This window comes from Streptomyces sp. C36 (assembly GCF_040932295.1).
GTDB classification, from domain to species: Bacteria; Actinomycetota; Actinomycetes; order Streptomycetales; family Streptomycetaceae; genus Streptomyces; species Streptomyces triculaminicus.
Map to the genome: position 1 here is coordinate 796291 of NZ_JBFQGI010000003.1, position 21407 is coordinate 817697.

Below are 21407 nucleotides of genomic sequence, written 5' to 3' on the forward strand. Positions count from 1 at the left end.
CCTCCTCGGCCGGGGCCCGCGCCCCGGCCCGCGAAGGGGAGGCTACAGCTGACCGACGTCCATGACCCGCACCACCGCGCGGCCTTCCTCGTCGGACGCCGCGAGGTCCACCTCGGCGGTGATGCCCCAGTCGTGGTCGCCGTTGGGGTCGGCGAAGGTCTGCCGGACCCGCCACAGCCCGTCCTCCGGGCGCTCCTCGATGCGCAGCAGCTTCGGGCCGCGCGCGTCGGGGCCGGTGCCCAGCTCCTCGTACTCGTCCCAGTAGGCGTCCATCGCCTCGCCCCAGCGCTCCTCGTCCCAGCCGGACTCGGCGTCCATCTCGCCCAGCTCGCCGACCTTGTCCAGGGCGGCCAGCTCCACCCGGCGGAAGAGGGCGTTGCGCACCAGCACCCGGAAGGCGCGGGCGTTCGCGGTGACCGGCTTGACCTGGTCGGCGCGCTCCTGCGCCTGCTCCGCCGTCTCCTCCTCGGGGTTCGCCAGCTGCTCCCACTCGTCCAGCAGGCTGGAGTCGACCTGGCGCACCATCTCGCCCAGCCAGGCGATGAGGTCCTCGAAGTCGTCGGACTTCAGGTCGTCCGGCACGGTGTGGTCCAGCGCCTTGTAGGCGCTCGCCAGGTAGCGCAGCACGATGCCCTCGGTGCGGGCGAGGTCGTAGTGGGAGGTGAACTCCGTGAAGGTCATGGCCCGCTCGTACATGTCGCGGATCACCGACTTCGGCGACAGCGGGTGGTCGCCGACCCACGGGTGGCTCTTGCGGTAGACGTCGTAGGCGTGGGTGAGCAGCTCCTCCAGGGGCTTGGGGTAGGTGACGTCCATGAGCCGCTCCATGCGGTCCTCGTACTCGACGCCGTCCGCCTTCATCGCCGCGACCGCCTCGCCGCGCGCCTTGTTCTGCTGGGCGGCGAGGATCTGGCGCGGGTCGTCCAGAGTGGACTCGACCACGGAGACCAGGTCGAGCGCGTAGGACGGCGACTCGGGGTCGAGGAGCTCGAAGGAGGCGAGCGCGAAGGTCGACAGCGGCTGGTTGAGCGCGAAGTCCGCCTGCAGGTCGACCGTCAGCCGGACGATGCGGCCCTCGGCGTCCGGCTCCTCGAGGCGCTCGACCACGCCGCCGTCCAGCAGCGAGCGGTAGATGGCGATGGCCCGGCGGATGTGCCGCAGCTGGCTCTTGCGCGGCTCGTGGTTGTCCTCGAGCAGTCGGCGCATGGCGTCGAAGGCGTTGCCCGGCCGCGCGATGACCGCCAGCAGCATCGCGTGGGTGATCCGGAAGCGGGAGGTGAGCTGCTCGGGCTCGGCGCCGATGAGCTTCTCGAAGGTGCTGTCGGTCCAGTTGACGAAGCCCTCGGGGGCCTTCTTGCGGACCACCTTGCGGCGCTTCTTCGGGTCGTCGCCCGCCTTGGCCAGCGCCTTCTCGTTCTCGACGACATGGTCGGGCGCTTGGGCCACGACGAATCCGGCCGTGTCGAAGCCGGCCCGCCCGGCCCGGCCGGCGATCTGGTGGAACTCCCGGGCCCGCAGCGTCCGCACACGCTGGCCGTCGTACTTGGTCAGGGCGGTGAACAGCACCGTGCGGATCGGCACGTTCACGCCGACGCCGAGCGTGTCCGTGCCGCAGATGACCTTCAGCAGGCCGGCCTGGGCCAGCCGCTCCACCAGCCGCCGGTACTTGGGCAGCATGCCCGCGTGGTGCACGCCGATGCCATGGCGGACGTAGCGCGAGAGGTTCCGGCCGAACTTGGTGGTGAAGCGGAAATTGCCGATGAGCTTGGCGATCTCGTCCTTCTCCTCGCGCGAGCACATGTTGATGCTCATCAGCGCCTGGGCCCGCTCGACGGCGGCGGCCTGCGTGAAGTGCACGATGTACACCGGCGCCTGGTGGGTGGTGAGGAGCTCGGTCAGGGTCTCGGTGAGCGGCGTCGCGCGGTACTCGTACGACAGCGGAACGGGCCGCGTCGCCGAGCGCACCACCGCGGTGGGCCGTCCGGTGCGCCGGGTGAGGTCCTCCTCGAAGCGGGAGACGTCGCCGAGCGTCGCGGACATCAGGATGAACTGCGCCTGCGGCAGCTCCAGCAGCGGGATCTGCCACGCCCAGCCCCGGTCCTGCTCGGCATAGAAGTGGAACTCGTCCATCACGACCTGGCCGATGTCGGCGTCCTTGCCGTCGCGCAGGGCGATGGAGGCGAGCACCTCGGCGGTGCAGCAGATCACGGGGGCGTCGGCGTTGACCGAGGCGTCGCCCGTGAGCATGCCGACGTTCTCGGTGCCGAAGATCTTGCACAGGTCGAAGAACTTCTCCGAGACCAGTGCCTTGATGGGCGCGGTGTAGAAGGTGACCTGGTCGTTGGCGAGCGCGGTGAAGTGCGCGCCGGCCGCCACGAGGCTCTTGCCCGAGCCCGTCGGCGTCGAAAGGATCACGTTCGCGCCGGAGACCACCTCGATCAGCGCCTCCTCCTGAGCGGGGTAGAGCGTGATGCCCCGCTCCTCGGCCCAGGTCGAGAAAGCCTCGAAGAGGGCATCGGGGTCGGCATGGCTCGGCATCTGATCGATAAGGGTCACACCCCCATACTGCCTGTCCCCCGCCCGGATCAGGGAACCGGCCGGTCGAACGATGATCATCCGGGCATTACGCTGAGTGGCCGACACGGCGTCAGGACGGCCGGACGCCGGCGCACCAAGGGGTGGAACGACCATGATGGGACCGGCGCACTCGCTCTCCGGGGCCGCAGCCTGGCTGGGGGTGGGAGCCGCCGCGGCGGGCTTCGGTCACCCGATGCCCTGGCCCGTGCTCGTCACCGGGGCGCTGATCTGCGCCGGTGCGGCGCTCGCCCCCGACCTCGATCACAAGTCGGCGACGATATCGCGCTCCTTCGGCCCGCTCTCCCGCATCCTGTGCGGGATCATCGACCAGCTCTCGCACGCGGTGTACAAGGCCACCCGGGCCAAGGGCGACCCGCGCCGCAACGGCGGTCACCGCACCCTGACCCACACCGCGCTGTGGGCCGTGCTGATCGGGGCCGGGGCGTCGGCGCTGGCGGTGACCGGCGACCGCTGGGCCGTGCTCGGCATCCTCTTCGTCCATATGGTGCTCGCCGTCGAGGGGCTGCTGTGGCGGGCGGCCCGGACCTCCAGCGACGTCCTGGTCTGGCTGCTGGGCGCGACGAGCGCGTGGATACTCGCCGGGATCCTGGACCGGCCGGGCAACGGCTCCACATGGCTGTTCACCGGGCCCGGCCAGGAGTATCTGTGGCTGGGCCTGCCGATAGTCCTCGGCGCGCTGGTGCACGACATCGGCGACGCCCTGACCGTCTCGGGCTGCCCGATCCTGTGGCCGCTGCCCATCGGCCGCAAGCGGTGGTACCCGCTCGGCCCGCCCAAGGCCATGCGGTTCCGAGCGGGCAGCCGGGTGGAGGTGAAGGTGCTGATGCCGGCGTTCATGCTGCTCGGCGGCGTCGGCGGGCTCGGGGCCCTGGACCTCTTCTAGGGGGTGTCCGACGGGTCGGCCTGGCCCGGGGCCCCGCGCGGCGCCGGCTGCTACCGGTGCCAGGAGCGCCACAGCGCCGCGTAGGCCCCGCCCGCGGCGACCAGTTCGTCGTGGCTGCCCTGCTCGCTGACGCGGCCGTTCTCGGTCACCACGATCACATCGGCGTCGTGCGCCGTGTGCAGCCGGTGGGCGATGGCCACGACCGTGCGGCCCTCCAGCACCTTCGCCAGCGACCGCTCCAGATGGCGGGCCGCCCGGGGGTCCAGCAGCGATGTCGCCTCGTCCAGGATCAGCGTGTGCGGGTCCGCCAGGACGAGCCGTGCCAGCGCGATCTGCTGCGCCTGGGCCGGGGTGAGGGCGAGGCCGCCGGAGCCGACCTCGGTCTCCAGGCCCTTCTCCAGCGCCCGCGCCCAGCCGTCGGCGTCCACCGCGGCCAGCGCCGACCACAGGTCCCCGTCGTCGGCGTCCGTGCGGGCGAGCAGCAGGTTGTCGCGCAGGGATCCCACGAAGACGTGGTGCTCCTGATTGACCAGCGCCACATGACGGCGCACGCGCTCGGCCGGCATCCGCGCCAGCTCGGCCCCGCCCAGGGTCACCGTGCCGGTGCGCGGCGCGTAGATCCCGGCCAGCAGCCGGCCCAGCGTCGACTTGCCCGCGCCCGACGGCCCGACCAGTGCCACGCGGGTGCCCGGCCGGACGTCCAGACAGACGTCGTGCAGCACGTCGGCGCCCGTCAGGTAGCCGAAGCGCACGTCCGCCGCGCGCACGTCGCGGCCTTCGGGGCGGACGCGTTCGTCCGCCGGTTCGGGCTCGATCTCGCGGATGCCCACCAGCCGGGCCAGCGACACCTGGGCGATCTGGAGCTCGTCGTACCAGCGCAGGATCAGCCCGAGCGGATCGACCAGCATCTGCGCGAGCAGCGCGCCCGTCGTCAGCTCGCCCACCGACAGCCACCCCCGCAGGACGAACCACCCGCCCAGGAGCAGGACCGAGGCGAGCAACAGCGCGTGCGTCCCGTTGATCACGGGGAAGAGGACCGAACGCAGCCACAGGGTGTAGCGCTCCCACGCCGTCCATTCGGTGACCCGCCGGTCGGAGAGCGCCACCCGGCGGCGGCCCAGCCGGTGGGCCTCGATCGTCCGCCCGGCGTCCACGGTCTCGGCGAGCGCCGCGGCGACCGCCGCGTACCCCGCGGCCTCGGAGCGGTAGGCGCCCGGCGCCCGCCGGAAGTACCAGCGGCAGCCGGAGATCAGCAGCGGGAGCGCGATCAGCACGCACAGCGCCAGCGGCGGGGCGGTCACCGTCAGCGCGCCCAGCAGCAGCCCCGCCCAGACGAAGCCGATCGCCAGCTGGGGCACGGCCTCCCGCATGGCCTCGGCCAGACGGTCGACGTCGGTGGTGATCCGCGACAGCAGATCCCCGGTCCCGGCCCGTTCCAGTACGCCCGGCGGCAGGGCCACCGACCGCACGAGGAAGTCCTCGCGCAGGTCGGCCAGCATCTGCTCGCCCAGCACCGCCCCGCGCAGCCGCACCATGCGGACGAACAGCGTCTGCACGGCCAGGGCGACCGCGAAGAGCGAGAGCGTGCGTCCGAGGTGGAGCTCCCGCGAGCCCGCCGAGAGGTCCTCGACCAGTTCGCCCAGCAGGTACGGGCCGACCATCGAGGCCGTCACCGCGACCGCGTTCACCGCCACCAGCACGGTGAAGGCGGTGCGGTGCCTGCGCAGCAGGTCGCGCACGTAGGCGCGCACGGTGGCCGGTCCGCCGACCGGCAGGGTGGTCGCGGATTCCGGTGCCGCCGGGTCGTACGCCGGCGGCGTGACTCCGATCATGCCGACTCCCTGATCATGCCGACCTCTCGATCATGTCCATCGCCCGATCGACGACCACGCCGAGACCGGCGTTCATGCCGACTCCTCGGCCGGCTCGCGTTCGTCGGGCTTCGCGAGCCGGATGTCCGGTTCCTCGTCCGTCCTGCGGGTGACGACCGCGCGGTAAACGGGGTCGGCCCGCAGCAGTTCGCCGTGCGTCCCCGTCGCCGTGACGCGGCCGTCCCGCAGGAACGCCACCCGGTCCGCCCGGTCGAGCAGCAGCGGGCTGGAGGAGAACAGCACCGTCGTGCGCCCCTGCCGCAGGGCGCGCACCCCGTCCGCGATCCGCGCCTCGGTGTGCGAGTCGACGGCGGAGGTGGGCTCGTCCAGCACCAGCACCTCCGGGTCGGTCACGAGCGACCGGGCCAGCGCCAGCCGCTGGCGCTGGCCGCCGGACAGCGAGCGGCCGCGCTCGGTGATCCGGGCCCGGGCCGGGTCGTCGGCGGAGTCCGCCGAGCTCCGCGCCAGGGAGACCAGGACGTCCTCGCACTGCGCCGCGGCGAGGGCCGCCTCGGCCGTGACGTCCCCCGAGGACGGTACGTCCAACAGCTCGGCGAGCGTGCCCGAGAGCAGCACCGGGTCCTTGTCCTGCACCAGCACCGCGGCGCGGGCGGCGTCCAGCGGCACCTCGTCCAGCGCGACCCCGCCCAGGAGCACGGAGGGGGCGCCGGCCGGGGCGTCCGCCGCGTGCCCGCCCAGCCGTTCGGCGAGCCGTCCGGCCGCGTCCGGGTCGCCGCACACCACCGCCGTCAGCCGCCCGGCGGGGGCCAGGAGGCCGCTCGCGGGGTCGTACAGATCGCCCTTGAGCGCCGGGACGGGCCCGTCGGCGTCCGCCGCGGACGCGGTGCGCTCCAGCCCCAGCACCCGGGCGGCGCGTTGCGCGGACGGCCGGGAGAAGGAATAGGCCATGGCGATCTCCTCGAACTGCCGCAGCGGGAACAGCAGGAAGGTCACCACGCCGTACACCGTGACCAGCTCACCCACGCCGATCCGGCCGTCCCGGGCCAGCGTCACGCCGTACCAGACCACCGCGATCAGCAGCAGCCCCGGCAGCACCACCTGCACCGCCGCGATCAGCGCCCACATGCGGGCGCTGCGCACGGCCGCCCGGCGCACTTCCTGCGAGGCCTGCCGGTAGCGGGAGAGGAACAGCTCCTCGCCGCCGATGCCGCGCAGCACCCGCAGGCCCGCCACGGTGTCCGACGCCAGTTCGGTGGCGCGTCCGGCCTTCTCCCGCTGCTCGTCGGCCCGTTCGGCGGCGGGTGGCAGCAACGGCAGGACGGCCAGGGCCAGTACGGGAACGCCGACAGCCACCACCGTGCCCAGCGCGGGCTGGTGGACGACGAGGGCCGCGCACACCAGGACCGTGGTGAACGCGGCCGAGGCGAAGCGCGACAGGGACTCCACGAACCAGCCGATTTTCTCGACGTCCCCGGTGGACACCGCGACGACCTCGCCGGCGGCCACCCGCCGGGTCAGCGCGGAGCCCAACTCGGCGGTCTTGCGCGCCAGAAGCTGCTGGACCCGTGCCGCGACCAGGATCCAGTTGGTGACCGCGGCGCGGTGCAGCATCGTGTCGCCCAGCGCGGTCAGCGCGCCGAGCAGCAGCATCAGCGCGCCGGCCGCGGCCAGCCGGGCCTGCGACCCGTCGATGACGGCCTGCACGGCCATGCCCACGGCCAGCGGGAACAGCGCCACGGACGCCATGTGGAGGGTGCCCCACAGCATGGCCCGCACCTGGCCGCCGAGCTGACGGCGTCCGAGCCAGAGCAGGAAGAGCGGACCCGACCGGACGTCCGGTCGACCCGGATCGGCATACGGAAGATCGCGAATCTGCATGGCATCCCGGCTTCGGCATGGTGGGGGCGGGGCCGTGCAAGGCTCGCGCTCCGCGAGCGTCCGGTTCAACTGGTTTTTCCGCCGGTGCGGCGGATCAGGCCAGACCGCTACTGGTGTGACGCGCGGCGAAGCGCTTCACTCCTGCCCCATGAGACGACTGCTTCTCGTGCTGTGCGCCGCCGCACTCGGCCTGTTGACGGGCATCGGCCCGGCCTCGGCCGCGGCGCCCCCCGAATTCGGCACCGACTGGCACGACCCGGTCACCGCGGCCCCGCCCGTGGCCGCTCCCGGCACGACCTCGTGCCAAGCGACCGTCGCCCAGACGGAGTTCCGCGACTACACGCCCTACAAGGGCACGTATCTGCCGCCCAAGGGCTGCGGCGACCGCTGGAACAAGGTGGTCCTGCGGCTGGAGGGCGCGGTGGCCGGACGGCAGTACGACCGCCTGGGCTATCTGCGGATAGGCGGGGTCGAAGTGCTGCGCACCTCGACTCCGGAACCGTCGCCCGAGGGCATCACCTGGAAGGTGGAGAAGGACGTCACCCGCTACGCCCCCACCCTGCGGGAACGGCAGCCCGTCGAGATGCTCATCGGCAACCTCGTCAACGAGACCTACACCGGCGTCATCAAGGTCAAGGTGACGCTGACGTTCTACAAGGCCGAGGGCCGCACCGGGCCCGCGCGGACCCCGGACAAGGTCCTCACCCTGGACGGCGCGCACCACGAGGGCGCGGCGTACGAGGGGAAGCTGACGACCCCCGCCAACAGCGAGCGGATCGTGGCGGAGGTCTACGCCACCGGTTCGGGCGGCGGCTGCGAGGAGTTCTGGTACCTCACCGTGCCGGACGCGGCGCCCTACTCGTGCAAGGCGAAGGACGGCCCCTACCGCGAGGTGCGGGTCTCGGTGGACGGGCGGCTCGCCGGCATCGCGGCGCCGTTCCCGACCGTGTGGACCGGAGGCTGGTCGAACCCCTTCCTCTGGTACGTGATCCCGGGCCCGCGCGCCTTCGACGTCCGGCCGCTGGAGTACGACCTCACCCCGTTCGCCGGACAGCTCAACGACGGCAAGCCGCACACCGTGGCGGTGTCCGTCGCGGGGGTGCCCGAGGGCCAGAGCGGCTGGAGCACCCCCGTCAACGTCCTGGTGTGGCAGGACGCCGGGTCCGACCGCGTCACGGGCGCGCTCACCACCCACCGGGAGGGCACTCCGGCCAACGCCACCACGTACGAGGCCGGCGACCGGCACCGGCTGACGTCCGACGGCGGACACGCGCTGACTGTCGCCGGCCATGTGAACACCTCGCACGGGCGGGTGACCACGACGGTCTCCCGTGAGGTCGCGGGAACGTCCGCGCACGGCTGGACCGACGGCGAGTCCGTGGACGCGCTCAAGGCCCGCTGGACCGACGACGAGAAGGTCACCGTCGCCGGGCGCGGCCCGGCCACCACGACCGCCAGCCATCGCGTCTACACCATGGACGGCGAGACGTCGGTCGGCGCGGGGGACCGCCTGCGGACGGTCATGACGATGGGCGACCGCGCCGACAGCCTCACGCTGCGCGCCGGCGAGCGCATCGGCTGGTCCCGTATGGACGACACCTACACGGGTGACGCCGCGTACAACCAGAACGTGCCGCGCGAGCAGCGCCACGCCACCGGGGTCTCGCGCGAGCGCTACCGCCTCCAGGGCCCGGGCGCCTGCTACGACCACACGCTGGCCACCGCTCAGGGCGAGCTGACGGAGGACCGGCACCGCTGCTGAGTCCGTCGACGCCGGGCGGGTCCGGGGGCCGGGAGCGGCTCCCCGGGCCCGCCCGGTCTTTCGCGGGGAACACGGGGGACGCGGGGGACGCGGGGGAGGGGCCTCGCCTCAGGCCAGGCCGCGACCGGACAGGAGCGTGGCCAGCAGGTCTTCGAGCACGTCGCGCTGCCCGGCGTCCAGAGGGGCGAGGATCTCCTCGACGGCCGCACGCCGGGCGTTGCGCAGGGCGTGCAGGGTCGAACGGCCCTCGTCGGTGAGCTCTATCCGCGTCACGCGGCGGTTGGACTGGTCCGGCACCCGGCGCACGGCGCCGTTGGCCTCCAGGGCGTCGACCAGCGTGGTGACCGCCCGGGGCACGACCTCGAGGCGCTCCGCCAGGTCCGCCATGCGTGGGGGCGTGTCGTAGTGCGCGACGGTGCGCAGCAGCCGCGACTGGGCGGGGGTGATGCCGACCGGGTCCAGGTAGCGCTTCTGGGCGCGGTGGAGCCTGCGGGTCAGCCTCAGCAGCTGCTCGGCGAGCTGGCCGGACGTGTCGGGGGCCGTCATGATCACAGGGTATCAGGACTCTGTCCATTGTGAGCATAGGTAACAGTGAGCTATGCTCTGATACGGCGCCGGCAATCTCGGGGCGCTCAGCGCGTCCGCACGTCTTTCGCCCACCGGACCGACCTCGTTGAAGGAGCCCATGCCTCACGACGAACCGAACTGGACACCACCTCCCGCGGACCCGGACCAGCCCGCCCAGGTGCGGCGCATCCTCCGCCTCTTCCACCCGTACCGCGGCCGGCTCGCCCTCGTCGGGCTGCTCGTGGCCGCTTCCTCCCTCGTCACGGTCGCCTCGCCGTTCATGCTGCGCGAGGTCCTCGACGACGCCATCCCCCACGGCCGCACCGGCCTGCTCAGCCTGCTCGCCCTCGGCATGATCGCCGCCGCGGTCGTCAACAGCGTCTTCGGCGTGCTGCAGACCCTGATCTCCACCACCGTCGGCCAGCGCGTCATGCACGACCTGCGCACCGCGGTCTACGGCCGCCTGCAGAGCATGCCGCTCGCCTTCTTCACCCGCACGCGCACCGGCGAGGTGCAGTCCCGCATCGCCAACGACATCGGCGGCATGCAGGCCACCGTGACCTCCACCGCCACGTCCCTGGTCTCCAACCTCACCAGCGTCATCGCCACCGTCGTCGCCATGGTGGCCCTCGACTGGCGGCTGACGGTCGTCTCCCTCCTTCTGCTGCCCGTCTTCGTCTGGATCAGCCGCCGCGTCGGCGACGAGCGCAAGAGGATCACCTCCGAGCGGCAGCACCAGATGGCGGCCATGGCCGCCATGGTCACCGAATCGCTGTCCGTCAGCGGCATCCTCCTCGGCCGCACCATGGGCCGGTCGGTGTCCATGACCCAGGCCTTCGCCGCGGAGTCCGAGCGGCTCGTCGCCCTCGAGGTGCGCACCAACATGGCCGGACGGTGGCGGATGTCCACCATCGGCATCGTCATGGCCGCCATGCCCGCCCTCATCTACTGGGCCGCCGGCATCGCGCTGCGGACGGGCGGCCCCGGCATTTCCCTCGGCACGCTGGTGGCCTTCGTCTCCCTCCAGCAGGGCCTGTTCCGGCCCACCGTCAGCCTGCTCTCCACCGGCGTGCAGATGCAGACCTCCCTCGCGCTCTTCCAACGGATCTTCGAATACCTCGACCTGCCGGTGGACATCACCGAGCCCGAGAAGCCCGTGCGGTTGGAGACCGTCCGCGGCGAGGTGCGCTTCGAGAACGTCTCCTTCTCCTACGATCCCCCCGCCGCCGCCCTCTCCGGCATCGACCTCCACGTCCCGCCCGGCGGCAGCCTGGCGGTCGTCGGCCCGACGGGTTCCGGCAAGAGCACCCTGAGCTATCTCGTGCCCCGGCTCTACGACGTCACCGGCGGGCGGGTCCTGCTGGACGGCGTCGACGTCCGTGACCTCGACTTCGACACCCTCTCCCGGGCGGTGGGCGTGGTCTCGCAGGAGACCTACCTCTTCCACGCCTCCGTCGCCGACAACCTCCGCTTCGCCAAGCCCGACGCCACCGACAAGGAGATCCAGGCGGCCGCCGAGGCGGCCCAGATCCATGACTACATAGCCGGCCTTCCCGAGGGCTACGACACCCTGGTCGGCGAGCGCGGCTACCGCTTCTCCGGAGGGGAGAAGCAGCGCCTGGCCATCGCGCGGACGATCCTGCGCGACCCGCCGGTGCTCATCCTCGACGAGGCGACGAGCGCGCTCGACACCCACACCGAGCACGCCGTGCAGCAGGCGATCGACGCGCTGTCCGCCGGGCGCACCACGATCACCATCGCGCACCGGCTCTCCACGATCCGCCACGCCGACCAGATCGTCGTCCTCGACCGGGGCCGCATCACCGAACGCGGCACCCACCAGGAACTCCTCGCCGACGACGGGCACTACGCCGCGCTGGTGCGCCGGGACACGCACCTGACGGCGAAGGTCTGAGGAGGCGGCCCGGGACCGGACGTGGTGCCGGGCGGCCGATCCGGCGGCCCGGCACCACGTCCCGTAGCGTCCTCGCCGCCCCCTCGCCTGCGCGAGAAGCGCTCAGAGGGAGCCCAGGTCGACGGCCCCGGCCATGACGCGGTAGCCGGCGTCGTTGGGGTGCTTGTGGTCGCCGCAGTCGTAGGCGGGGTGGAGCGTCTCGGGGTCGTCCGGCGAGGCCATCGCGGTGGCGAAGTCGGCCACCGCGTCGAACTCCCCACAGGTGCGGATCCACGCGTTGAGCGCGGCGCGCTTCTCCTCGGAGCGCGGGGTGTGGTACTCCGCTCCCTTGAAGGGCAGGAGCGTCGCCCCGATCACCCTGACGCCCCGGTCGTGCGCCCGCTTGATCAGCTGCCGGTAGCCCTCCGTCACTTCCTCCACGGAAACATCCGGGGCGGGCTTGTAGGTCGGCAGGTCGACCTCGCTGAAGCCGATGTCGTTCAGACCCGCGAGGACGATCACCGACCGGACGCCCGGAGTGTCGAGCACGTCGCGCTCGAAGCGCGCCAGGGCCGCCTCGCCGTACCAGAGCGAGTCGTTGAGCACGAGGTTGCCGCCGATCCCCGCGTTGACCACGGCCCATTCCCGCCCCGCCGCCGCGAGTCGCTCGGCGAGGGCGTCCGGGTAGCGGCGGTCGGCGCCGGCGGTGGAGCCGAAGCCGTCGGTGAGGGAGTCGCCGAAGGCCACCACCGTCCCGCGGGGCGAAGAGCCGTCCCCCGCCAGCTCGACGCCGGCGAGGTGGTACCAGGAGCGGGTCCGCTCGTCGAACCCCGAGTCGTCGACGGCGGTCGTACGGTCGCCGGGCGCGCGGTAGCTGTCGGTGTAGGCCTGCGCGTGGAACGTCGCGGGCCCGGTCGGGCGGGGGAAGTACAGAGTCACCGTGACGGCGTCGAAGCGCTCGGCCCGCAGCGGCGCCGCGTCGCTGACGGCCTCACCGCCCGCCGGTATCACCACGGACGCCGCCCCGCCGAAGGTGAGGGACCGGACCGTGCCCGGCCGCACGGCGGCGCCCCCGGCCGCCAGGGCGACGGTCGCGGCGCCGACGGTCAGCGGTCCCGTGCCGAAACGGTTCGACAGGCGGATCCGTGCCGCGTCGCCGCTTCCGCCGACCCGTACGACCTGGCGCACGGACTGGTCGTCGAATCCGGTCTCGGACCAGTTCTCCTCGAAGCCGTCGCTGGGTCGCTGGACCGGGGCGGACCAGCCGGTGGACCAGGAGACTGCCGGGTTCGTCATATGAGCGGGCCTTTCCTGAAGACGTCGCGAGGTGCTCCGCGAGCCGTCTCGTGACGGTTTTCGCTGTCGGGAAAGAGCCTGCCGCGCGGCCGGGGAGCCACCCAGCCCCGTGCGCCGCCTACGCACGCCGTGCCTACCCCTGCCGGGGTCACCCTGGGGCGTAGGGCGTGTCCGATGGGTCGGCACGGGCCCTGCGGCGCCTGGCACGGCACCTCGGTCGTTCTGCTCGCTCAGATCTTGATGACCCGGGCCCCGAGATCGGCGAGCTGCCGGGTGGCGAAGGGCGCCGCGACGGCCTGTTCGAGCGCGACGACCGTGACGCCGCGCAGGGGCGGCCCCGACGCGGTTTCGCCCGGGGAGGAGGTCACCGGGGTCCGGTCCCGTCGAGGAGGACCACCTCCAGGGTGCGCGGCCCGTGCACGCCCTCGACGCGGTCCAGTTCGATGTCGCTGGTGGCCGACGGGCCGGAGATCCAGGTCAGGGGCCGGTCCGGGGCCAGTCGGGCCAGGGCCCGCGGCACCGAGTCCACCACCTGATCGGCGACGCGCACCACGCACACGTGGTGGTCGGGCACGAGCGTCAGCGCGCGGCGCCCCTGCCCCGGGCCCGCGTCCAGCACGATCGTGCCGGTCTCGGCGATGGCCAGCGCGCAGCCGGTGACGACACTGTCCACGCCGTCCAGGGCACGCGTCGTCAGGGCGGGGGAGTCGGCCACCTGCTCCACTCCGGCGGCCGCCAGCAGCTCGTGGGCCAGCCAGGCGTCCGGCAGCCCGGGCGGTACGACCACGCGGCGCGCGCCGCGCCGGCCGAGCAGCCCGGCGACCAGCGCCGGCAGCCCTCCCTCGTCCGTGCGGTGCACGACGGCCCGGTAGTCGGTGAGGTTCGAGGCGAGGAGCGCGGCGGCGTCGGCCGGGGTGCGGGTGCCGTGCGGGAGCCGGTAGTCGCGCGGTACGGGGTGGTCGCGCGGGCGCTCGTGGCGCGGGACGTCGGCCAGCGCACGCCGTACGCGCCCCAGGACGCGCTCCCTGCTCGTACCGCCGCTCATGGAGCGTCCCCCCGGGTCCGCGACCACCAGTCCCGAAACGATTCGGCCGGCACCTCGGGCAGTTCCCGGCTGTCCGTCCAGGCACCCAGCGGGCCGGGCAGCCGCCGGGGCCGCAGCCGGCGGGCGCGCCCCGCGAGGCGCTGCGCCCGGCGCAGGGCCCCCGGGTGGTCGAAGGTCCAGCCGGCCGCCCGCATCGCCGTCCGCTCCACCGCGCGCCGCTTCGCCGGCCGGACGCGGGTGCGCACCCCACGGACCGTCACCTCGCCGCCCTCCGCGACCCGCTCGCGCAGGTGCAGCAGGACCTCCGGGATGTCGATGGCCACCGGGCACACTTCGTAGCAGGCGCCGCACAGGGTGGAGGCGAACGGCAGCGACTCCTCCAGGGCGGAGGCCGGGCCGCGCAGCTGGGGCGTTAGGATCGCGCCGATCGGGCCGGGGTAGGGCGAGCCGTACGCGTGGCCGCCGGCGCGCTCGTAGACGGGGCAGACGTTCAGGCAGGCGGAACAGCGGATGCACCGCAGGGCCTGGCGGCCGACCCGGTCGGCGAGGGCGTCGGTGCGGCCGTTGTCGAGCAGGACCAGGTGGAAGGCGCGCGGTCCGTCGGCGTCGGAGGTGCCCGTCCACATGGACGTGTAGGGGTTCATGCGCTCGGCGGTGGAGGAGCGGGGCAGCAGCTGGAGGAAGACCTCCAGGTCCCGCCAGGCGGGGACGACCTTCTCGATGCCGACGACCGAGATCAGGGTCTCGGGCAGCGTGAGGCACATCCGGCCGTTGCCCTCGGACTCGACGACCACCGCCGTGCCGGTCTCGGCGACGAGGAAGTTGGCGCCCGAGACGGCGACCTTCGCGGTGAGGAACTTCTCGCGCAGGTGCAGGCGGGCCGCCTCCGCCAGGTCGGCCGGCCGGTCGGTGAGCCCCTCGGGGGCGGGGCGGCCCCAGTCCGCCATCCGGTCGCGGAAGATGTCGCGGATCTCGCCGCGCCCGCGGTGGATGGCCGGGACCAGGATGTGGGAGGGCAGGTCGTCGGCGAGCTGCACGATGAGCTCGGCCAGGTCGGTCTCGTACGCCCGGATGCCGGCCCGCTCGAGGGCGTCGTTCAGGCCGGTCTCCTGGGTGGTCATGGACTTGACCTTGACGACCTCGCGCTCCCCGGTGGCCCGGACGAGTTCGGTGACGATGCGGTTGGCCTCGTCGGCGTCGGCGGCCCAGTGGACCGTGCCGCCCGCCCGGGTGACGTTCTCCTCCAGCAGCGTCAGATAGTGGTCGAGATGACGCAGTGTCCGGTCCTTGACGGCGGCCGCGGCGGCGCGCAGCTCCTCCCAGTCGGCGAGCTCGGCGACGGCCCGGGCGCGCCGGGCGCGGATGGTGTGGGTGGCGCGCCGCAGGTTGGAGCGCAGGGTGGCGTCCTCGGTCGCCCGCGCGGCGGCGCGCGGGAACGCGGGCATGCCGACGTACGTACGGCTCATGGAACGCTCCCGTCGGTGCTCGCCAGGATCTGGGCGATGTGCAACGGCCGTACGCGCGAACCGGCGCGGGCGAGGGTGCCACCGATGTGCAGGAGACAGGAGTTGTCGACCGCGCACACGGCGCGGGCTCCCGTGTCCCCGATGGCGCGGGCCTTGTCGGCCCCCATCGCGGCCGACACCGCGGCGTTCTTGACGGCGAAGGTGCCGCCGAAGCCGCAGCATTCCTCGGCGCCGGCGAGCTCGCGCAGTTCGAGCCCTCTCACGTGCTCCAGCAGCCGGCGCGGCCGGTCCCCCAGGCGCAGCGCGCGCAGTCCGTGGCAGGTGGGGTGGTAGGTGACGGTGTGCGGGAAGTACGCGCCGACGTCGGTCACGCCCAGCACGTCGAGAAGGAACTCGGTGAGTTCGTACGTCCTGGGCACCACGCTCGCGGCCGCCTCGGCCAGCGCCACGCTCTCCCGCCCGCCCCGCCCCTCGGCGGCGGCCCGCGCGGCGATGCGGGGGTAGTGCTCGCGGACCATGGCGGCGCAGGAGGCCGAGGGGGTCACGATGTGGTCGTAGTCGCGGAAGGCGGCGGCGTGCCTCAGCAGCAGTGGCTCGGTGCGGCGGCGGTAGCCGGTGTTGAACAGCGGCTGGCCGCAGCAGCTCTGCTCGGCGGGGAAGCCGACCCGTACGCCGAGCCGTTCGAGGAGGGTGACGACCGCGCGGCCCGTGCCCGGGTGGAGCGTGTCGTTGACGCAGGTGACGAACAGCCCTACGCGCATGACACCTCGGCACCTCCCGGCGGCCGTCGGCCGCCCGGCCGGTCACCGGCGGATCGACCGGACCACGGATCGGCGGGCGGACCTGCGGATCGTTGCGGACGACCCGTCGACGGGGCGGCGGTTGATCGTCCGGCGCCTCATACTGCCGCAGCGAGGGCCGGTTGGGAAGGTCGCGCCGGCGCGTCGGCGAGCAGGGCGCGGATCTCCCGCACGGCGTTCCGGCCGGCCCGGTTGGCGCCGATGGTGCTCGCCGACGGCCCGTAGCCCACCAGGTGGATCCGCGGGTCGCGGACCGCGCGGGTGCCCTCGACGCGGACGCCCCCGCCGGGCTCCCGCAGCCCGAGCGGCGCGAGATGGCCGAGGGCGGCGCGGAAGCCGGTGGCCCACAGGACGACGTCCGCCTCGACGACCCGGCCGTCGTCCCACGCCACTCCGGTGGGGGTGAGACGGTCGAACATCGGCAGCTGGTCGAGGATCCCGGCGGCGCGGGCGCGCCGCATCGCCTCGGTCATGGGCAGGCCGGTCACCGACACCACGCTCCGCGGCGGCAGCCCCCGCCGCACCCGCTCCTCGACCCGCGCGACCACCTCACGGCCACGGGCCTCGTCGAAGGGGCCCTCGTGGAAGACGGGAGGCCGCCGCGTCACCCAGGTCGTCGAGGCCGCGACCTCGGCGATCTCCAGCAGGTGCTGCACGGCCGAGGTACCGCCGCCGACCACCACCACGCGCCGCCCGGCGAAGGGCGCGGGCCCCGGATAGCCGGCGGTGTGCAGTTGCCGGCCGCGGAAGGTCTCCTGGCCGGGGTAGCGGGGCCAGAACGGGCGGTCCCAGGTCCCGGTCGCGTTGAGCAGCGCCCGGGCCGACCACACGCCCTCGGACGTCTCCACGCGCAGCCTGCCGCCGCCGCCCTCGCGCACCGCCCGGATCCGCACGGGCCGCCGGACGCGCAGGTCGAAGGCGCGCTCGTACGCCGCGAAATAGTCGCCGATCACCTCGGAGGAGGGGCGCCGGTCGTCCGCGCCGGTCAGCTCCATCCCCGGCAGCGCGTGCATGCCGTGCACCTTGCCGTAGGTCAGCGTCGGCCAGCGGAACTGCCAGGCCCCGCCCGGCCGCGGCGAACCGTCCAGCACGACGAAGTCCCGGTCCGGTGCGTAGCCCGCGCGCCGCAGGTGGTACGCGCCGGCCAGGCCCGCCTGTCCGGCGCCCGCGACGACGACCTCGACCTGGGTCTCCGGCGTCCCTGAGTCGTTCATGCCTCTGCCAACGCCGGAGGCCGTGGATCACTTCCCGCCCTAGGGGGTGTCCGATGGGTCGGGGCGGGCCCCGCGGCGTCTGGTGCGGTGGATCGCAAGGCGGAGCATCTCCCGCGTACTGGGCGTACTCGGGTGATGCGACAACGCGGCGAGGTGCCGTGCCAGGCGTCGTGGGGTCTGCGCCGACCCATCGGACACCCCCTAGGGGCGGGTGCGGGGGGCGCCGGGCGCGTACGAGGATGGAGCCATGACCGACACCTTCCGCACCCACGTCCTCGACGTCACCACAGGCTCCGCCGAGACGGTGTACGACCTCACGCGCGACTGCGAGGCCTTCCTGCGCGAGGCCGCCGCGGGCCGCGACGGCCTGCTGAATGTCTTCGTGCCCCACGCCACGGCCGGCGTCGCGGTCCTGGAGACGGGCTCCGGCAGCGACGACGATCTGCTCGCGGCCCTGCGTGACCTGCTGCCGGCCGACGACCGCTGGCGTCACCGCCACGGCAGCCGCGGCCACGGCCGCGACCATGTGCTGCCCGCGCTCGTGCCGCCGCACGCGACGCTTCCGGTCATCGGCGGACGGCTGGAGCTGGGCACCTGGCAGTCGGTGTGCCTGGTCGACACCAACCGCGACAACCCCGAGCGCCAGGTCCGGCTGACCTTCCTGGGCTGACCGGGCTGACCGGGCTGACCGGGGCCGTCACGACAACCGCGAGCGCTCCGGCAACGGCGAGCGCTCCGGCCGCGATCGGGCCGGAGCGCTCGGGTCACAGCCCTTGGGCGTGCCGGTGGGTCAGTCCTTCTGGGCCGACGGCGGCAGCTGGCGCAGCGTCACCTTCGACTTGGACTTGAAGGACCAGTCCAGCATCTTCACGGCGTCCGGGTAGCGGTTCGTGGGGTCGTTGAGGATGACGCCCACCACCGTGCGCTTGCCGCGCTGGGCCGCGAAGACCAGGCACGGCCCGGCGGCCGTGCCGGTCCCGGTCTTGATGCCTATCGCGCCCTGGTAGGAGCCGAGCAGCTTGTTGGTGTTGTCCCAGTAGTAGGTGCGGTTGACGTTCGCGGCCTTCTGCTTGGTGGTGGTCGTGCGCACCACCGTGCTCAGGGTCCTGCTCGTCAGGGCCTTGCGGGCCAGCTGGGCGGTGTCGCGCGGGGTGGTGTAGTTGTCCCCCGCACGCGATATGCCGTCGAACGAGTCGTACCGCGTGTTCTTCATGCCGAGGTCGGCGGCCTTCTTGTTCATCTTGGCGATGAACGACTTCGTCCGGGCGGCCTCCGTGCTGCCGCTGCCGAAGGTGTCGGCGAGCGCGTAGGCGGCGTCGCACCCGGAGGGGAGCATCAGGGCGTAGAGCATCTGGCGGACGGTCAGCTGGTCGCCCGTGCGCAGGTCCGCCGTGCTCGCGCCGGTGCGGGCCACGTAGTCGCGGTAGGACTGCTTGACGGTGATCTTCTTGTTGAGATCGACGTTCTTGACGCCCAGGACCGTGACCGCGGTCATGATCTTGGTCGTGCTGGCCATCTGCCGCTTGGTGTCGGCGTCCTTGCCCCACAGGGTGCGGTTGGGGCCGCTGTCGAGCAGGAAGGCGCCCTTGGCGGCTATGCCCGACGGGCCGTTCGCGGCCTGGGCCGTGGTCGCCGGCAGTGCGACGGCCACGGCCGCGGTCGAGGCGACCGCGGCGACGCCCCAGCGGCGCGCGGTTCTTCTCCCACTTCGCTCCATGTACGGACCTTTTTCTCGCTGGTTGGGATGAGCGAGCAGATAATCGCACCAGTTCATCCCTGGTGAGAAGCCGGGTCCGTCGTCCTCGCCACGACCGGCGTCGTCCGGCCGTACTTTTCGGACGCCCCGTCAGGCGGGCCGCCGGCCAGCCGCCCGGCCCACCGCGTCCACCAGCGGCACCATCCGGTACGGCACCCGTTCGCGCAGCACCATCTCCGTACGGGTGCGCACCACCCCGGGCAGCTGGACCAGCCGCTGGATCACGTCCTCCAGATGGGCCGCGTCCCGAGCGACGACGCGGGCCATCAGGTCCCCGCCACCCGTTATCGAGAAGGCCTCGATGATCTCGGGCACGCCGCCCAGGCCGTCCGCCACCGTGTCCAGATGGCCCTGGGTGACCTCGATGTGGACGAACGCCAGCACGGGGTGACCGAGGGCCCCGGGGGACAGCCGGGGGCCCGTCCCCGTGATCACGCCGTCGCGCTCCAGCCGGTCGAGCCGCGCCTGGAGCGTGCCCCGCGCGATGCCCAGCAGGCGGGCGTACTCGCGCACGCTCGTCCGCGGCTGCTCCAGCAGCAGCCGCAGGATCCTGGCGTCCAGCGCGTCCACGGCCATGGGCACCGGCTCTCTCGTGGTCGGTATCGGCGGCCTCGCACTGTACCAATGGCCCACCGTTCCGGCCCCCGGTTCACCCGTCGGCGGGCCGGGCGAGGCGGTGTGTGAGGCAGCCCACCACGGAGCGGACCCGCATTTCACCGCATGGTGACCGACCGCACAGCGTACGAACTTCTCAGCGCAGGGAAGCGCTTGTGACGATGGCGGAGACGTCATCGCGACCGGCGCGGCGAAGCGCGGACCGGCGACGTCCCCGGCCCCCGCCCGAGGGTTCCACCCGGCGGGGTTTTCGACGCCCACAGCCGTCGTGCCCCTCCGCCCCCGGCGGACGGCGCGCCCACGGTCGCCGGAGGCGCCGGGTACGCGCTCCCGACCACGGCACCCCCGACCACGGAAACGGACCCTTGCGCCTTTCGTCCCCGGCTCCGGCCACGCCCCCGTCCTCCACCACAGCGCCCGTCACCGCCGCGCCCGTCGTGCGGCCGGTGCGGGGTCTGCTCGCCCGCCGCGGGGCGGCCGCGGGCACGGCCGGCGACCGGTCCCCCTGGCGCTGCCTGCGCAGCCGCAGCATGCGCTGGTGGTCCGCCGCCAACCTCGTGTCGAACCTCGGCACGTGGATGCAGCTCACCGTGCAGAACCTGCTCGTCCTGCAGCTCACCGGCTCCGCCGCCACGACGGGCCTGTCGCTGTCGGTCCAGGCCGCGCCCGGCCTGCTCTTCGGCCTCCTGGGCGGCGCGGTGGTCGACCGCCTGCCCCGCAAGCTCACCGCCGCCGTCAGCCAGGCGCTGCTGGCCCTGGTGGCCTTCGCCACCGCGCTGCTGGTCGCCTTCGGCATGCTCAACGTGCCGCTGCTCATGGTGCTCGCCGGGATCACCGGCCTGATCGCCACCGTCGACGGCCCGGCCACGGCCCTGCTCGGCAACGACCTGGTGCCGGAGAAGGACGTGCCCTCGGCGATCGCCCTGGGTTCGGTCGTGCACAGCGTCGGCCGGCTCGCCGGCACCGCCCTCGCGGCGGTGGGCATCGCGACCATCGGCACCGCCGGCGCGTACGCGGTCAACGGCGTGTCGTTCCTGTTCGTGACCGCGGTCATCCCCTTCCTCCGGCTGCAGCCGCACGCCCGCGCGGAGGCCGCGGCGGCCGCCGCCCGCCCGCGCGGCGCGGCCGGCCGGGAGCGCGGGGGCCTGTCCTTCTTCCTCAGCCGCCGCGGCCTGGTCGCGCTCGCCCTGATCGCCGCGCTGAGCGCCGTCCTGGGCCGCAACTACCAGCTGACCCTCGCCACCCTGGTCACCGGCCCGCTGCACGGCGGCGCCGGCGCCTACGGGCTGGTCTCCGCCCTCCTCGCGGTCGGCGGCATCGTGGGCGCCGTGCTGGCCGGCCGGATGCAGAAGCCGACGGTCCGCCTGGTCGCCCTGCTGGCCGCCGCCGGAGGCGTGCTGCAGATCGCGGCGGGCTCCAGCCCGGTGCTGTCGCTGCTGCTGGTCATGGTCGTGCCGATGGCCATCGTGGAGTCGGTGTGCGACACCGCGACCACCACCGTGCTGCAGACCGACCCGCCCGCCCACATGCGCGGCCGCGTCCTCGGCGTCTGGCGCAGCGTGAGCACCGGCTGGGGCCTGGCCGGGCCGCCCCTGCTGGGTCTGCTGGTGCAGGGCGCGGGCGAGCGCGGCGCGCTGATCCTCGGCGGCGCCGTCATCGCGGTCGTCATCGGAGCCGGCGCGCTCGTGCGGCGGCGTAGGCCCGCCGGCCGCACGAGCGCCGTGCTGCCGGCCCCCGGGGCGGCCTTCCGGACCGCCGCGTGAGGCCGTGGGCCGGGACCCGGACGATTGCGGCCCACGGC

The 21407-nt window shown here is 73.5% G+C and carries 16 protein-coding genes and 1 pseudogene; 5 read left to right on the plus strand and 12 right to left on the minus strand.

Annotation, left to right across the window (positions count from 1 at the left end):
• Nucleotides 1-42: 42 nt before the first annotated feature.
• Nucleotides 43-2616, minus strand: a complete 2574-nt coding sequence (locus AB4K12_RS13310; RefSeq protein ID WP_368434399.1) for a DEAD/DEAH box helicase — start codon at nt 2614-2616, stop codon at nt 43-45.
• A 73-nt stretch (nt 2617-2689) separates the two neighbouring features.
• On the opposite strand from AB4K12_RS13310, the gene AB4K12_RS13315 reads away from it, so the two are divergent.
• A complete protein-coding gene (locus tag AB4K12_RS13315) occupies nt 2690-3481 on the plus strand; it encodes a metal-dependent hydrolase (RefSeq protein ID WP_368434400.1) in 792 nt (263 codons plus the stop codon).
• A 50-nt stretch (nt 3482-3531) separates the two neighbouring features.
• On the opposite strand, the gene AB4K12_RS13320 is transcribed toward AB4K12_RS13315, so the two are convergent.
• Together AB4K12_RS13320 and AB4K12_RS13325 are read right to left on the minus strand one after the other, a co-directional pair.
• Entirely contained in the window at nt 3532-5313 is a 1782-nt protein-coding gene (locus tag AB4K12_RS13320) for an ABC transporter ATP-binding protein (protein ID WP_368434401.1), read from the minus strand.
• 72 nt (nt 5314-5385) lie between these two features.
• Nucleotides 5386-7191 carry an ABC transporter transmembrane domain-containing protein gene (locus tag AB4K12_RS13325; protein WP_368434402.1) on the minus strand — a complete coding sequence of 602 codons (1806 nt, stop codon included), beginning with the start codon at nt 7189-7191 and terminating at the stop codon, nt 5386-5388.
• A 148-nt stretch (nt 7192-7339) separates the two neighbouring features.
• Between AB4K12_RS13325 and AB4K12_RS13330 the strand changes: the two genes are divergently transcribed.
• Nucleotides 7340-8953: a peptide-N4-asparagine amidase gene (locus tag AB4K12_RS13330; RefSeq protein ID WP_368434403.1), complete on the plus strand. Its 1614-nt coding sequence runs from the start codon at nt 7340-7342 to the stop codon at nt 8951-8953.
• 108 nt (nt 8954-9061) lie between these two features.
• Here the strand turns inward: AB4K12_RS13330 and AB4K12_RS13335 are convergent, their stop codons facing one another.
• Complete coding sequence (locus AB4K12_RS13335) at nt 9062-9499, minus strand: MarR family winged helix-turn-helix transcriptional regulator (protein ID WP_368434404.1); 438 nt, start codon at nt 9497-9499, stop codon at nt 9062-9064.
• A 139-nt stretch (nt 9500-9638) separates the two neighbouring features.
• Here AB4K12_RS13335 and AB4K12_RS13340 point away from each other — a divergent pair, with 139 nt between their 5' ends.
• On the plus strand, nt 9639-11435 hold the full coding sequence (locus AB4K12_RS13340) for an ABC transporter ATP-binding protein (RefSeq protein WP_086566246.1): 1797 nt from the start codon (nt 9639-9641) through the stop codon (nt 11433-11435).
• Between the two features lie 102 nt (nt 11436-11537).
• Here the strand turns inward: AB4K12_RS13340 and AB4K12_RS13345 are convergent, their stop codons facing one another.
• From AB4K12_RS13345 to AB4K12_RS13370, 6 genes and pseudogenes are all read right to left on the minus strand, one after another.
• Nucleotides 11538-12710: an SGNH/GDSL hydrolase family protein gene (locus AB4K12_RS13345; RefSeq protein WP_368434405.1), complete on the minus strand. Its 1173-nt coding sequence runs from the start codon at nt 12708-12710 to the stop codon at nt 11538-11540.
• Nucleotides 12711-12943: 233 nt separating this feature from the next.
• Nucleotides 12944-13078: pseudogene (locus AB4K12_RS13350) on the minus strand (CoA transferase); the annotation flags it as partial.
• Nucleotides 13075-13755, minus strand: a complete 681-nt coding sequence (locus AB4K12_RS13355; RefSeq protein ID WP_368434406.1) for a lactate utilization protein C — start codon at nt 13753-13755, stop codon at nt 13075-13077. The gene AB4K12_RS13355 and the pseudogene AB4K12_RS13350, both read right to left, overlap by 4 nt.
• Nucleotides 13752-15221 (minus strand): lactate utilization protein B, encoded by a 1470-nt coding sequence (locus AB4K12_RS13360; RefSeq protein ID WP_368434407.1) that lies wholly within the window; start codon nt 15219-15221, stop codon nt 13752-13754. The genes AB4K12_RS13355 and AB4K12_RS13360 overlap by 4 nt, the downstream gene beginning before the upstream one ends.
• Nucleotides 15218-15982, minus strand: a complete 765-nt coding sequence (locus tag AB4K12_RS13365) for a (Fe-S)-binding protein (RefSeq protein WP_368434408.1) — start codon at nt 15980-15982, stop codon at nt 15218-15220. Before AB4K12_RS13365 ends, AB4K12_RS13360 begins: the two co-directional genes overlap by 4 nt.
• A gap of 137 nt (nt 15983-16119) precedes the next feature.
• Nucleotides 16120-17235: an NAD(P)-binding domain-containing protein gene (locus AB4K12_RS13370; RefSeq protein WP_368434409.1), complete on the minus strand. Its 1116-nt coding sequence runs from the start codon at nt 17233-17235 to the stop codon at nt 16120-16122.
• 247 nt (nt 17236-17482) lie between these two features.
• Here AB4K12_RS13370 and AB4K12_RS13375 point away from each other — a divergent pair, with 247 nt between their 5' ends.
• Nucleotides 17483-17905 (plus strand): YjbQ family protein, encoded by a 423-nt coding sequence (locus AB4K12_RS13375; RefSeq protein WP_368434410.1) that lies wholly within the window; start codon nt 17483-17485, stop codon nt 17903-17905.
• A 120-nt stretch (nt 17906-18025) separates the two neighbouring features.
• Here the strand turns inward: AB4K12_RS13375 and AB4K12_RS13380 are convergent, their stop codons facing one another.
• Together AB4K12_RS13380 and AB4K12_RS13385 are read right to left on the minus strand one after the other, a co-directional pair.
• On the minus strand, nt 18026-18952 hold the full coding sequence (locus tag AB4K12_RS13380) for a D-alanyl-D-alanine carboxypeptidase family protein (protein ID WP_368434411.1): 927 nt from the start codon (nt 18950-18952) through the stop codon (nt 18026-18028).
• A gap of 129 nt (nt 18953-19081) precedes the next feature.
• Entirely contained in the window at nt 19082-19567 is a 486-nt protein-coding gene (locus tag AB4K12_RS13385; RefSeq protein ID WP_362261383.1) for an Lrp/AsnC family transcriptional regulator, read from the minus strand.
• Nucleotides 19568-20043: 476 nt separating this feature from the next.
• Between AB4K12_RS13385 and AB4K12_RS13390 the strand changes: the two genes are divergently transcribed.
• Complete coding sequence (locus AB4K12_RS13390; protein ID WP_368434464.1) at nt 20044-21369, plus strand: MFS transporter; 1326 nt, start codon at nt 20044-20046, stop codon at nt 21367-21369.
• Nucleotides 21370-21407 lie beyond the last annotated feature (38 nt).

Excerpts from the sequence above, each read along its gene's own strand:
- AB4K12_RS13310 (WP_368434399.1), bottom strand. The coding sequence starts at position 2,616 with ATGATCATCGTTCGACCGGCCGGTTCCCTGATCCGGGCGGGGGACAGG.
- AB4K12_RS13315 (WP_368434400.1), top strand. The coding sequence starts at position 2,690 with ATGATGGGACCGGCGCACTCGCTCTCCGGGGCCGCAGCCTGGCTGGGG.
- AB4K12_RS13320 (WP_368434401.1), bottom strand. The coding sequence starts at position 5,313 with ATGATCGGAGTCACGCCGCCGGCGTACGACCCGGCGGCACCGGAATCC.
- AB4K12_RS13325 (WP_368434402.1), bottom strand. The coding sequence starts at position 7,191 with ATGCAGATTCGCGATCTTCCGTATGCCGATCCGGGTCGACCGGACGTC.
- AB4K12_RS13330 (WP_368434403.1), top strand. The coding sequence starts at position 7,340 with ATGAGACGACTGCTTCTCGTGCTGTGCGCCGCCGCACTCGGCCTGTTG.
- AB4K12_RS13335 (WP_368434404.1), bottom strand. The coding sequence starts at position 9,499 with ATGACGGCCCCCGACACGTCCGGCCAGCTCGCCGAGCAGCTGCTGAGG.
- AB4K12_RS13340 (WP_086566246.1), top strand. The coding sequence starts at position 9,639 with ATGCCTCACGACGAACCGAACTGGACACCACCTCCCGCGGACCCGGAC.
- AB4K12_RS13345 (WP_368434405.1), bottom strand. The coding sequence starts at position 12,710 with ATGACGAACCCGGCAGTCTCCTGGTCCACCGGCTGGTCCGCCCCGGTC.
- AB4K12_RS13355 (WP_368434406.1), bottom strand. The coding sequence starts at position 13,755 with ATGAGCGGCGGTACGAGCAGGGAGCGCGTCCTGGGGCGCGTACGGCGT.
- AB4K12_RS13360 (WP_368434407.1), bottom strand. The coding sequence starts at position 15,221 with ATGAGCCGTACGTACGTCGGCATGCCCGCGTTCCCGCGCGCCGCCGCG.
- AB4K12_RS13365 (WP_368434408.1), bottom strand. The coding sequence starts at position 15,982 with ATGCGCGTAGGGCTGTTCGTCACCTGCGTCAACGACACGCTCCACCCG.
- AB4K12_RS13370 (WP_368434409.1), bottom strand. The coding sequence starts at position 17,235 with ATGAACGACTCAGGGACGCCGGAGACCCAGGTCGAGGTCGTCGTCGCG.
- AB4K12_RS13375 (WP_368434410.1), top strand. The coding sequence starts at position 17,483 with ATGACCGACACCTTCCGCACCCACGTCCTCGACGTCACCACAGGCTCC.
- AB4K12_RS13380 (WP_368434411.1), bottom strand. The coding sequence starts at position 18,952 with ATGGAGCGAAGTGGGAGAAGAACCGCGCGCCGCTGGGGCGTCGCCGCG.
- AB4K12_RS13385 (WP_362261383.1), bottom strand. The coding sequence starts at position 19,567 with ATGGCCGTGGACGCGCTGGACGCCAGGATCCTGCGGCTGCTGCTGGAG.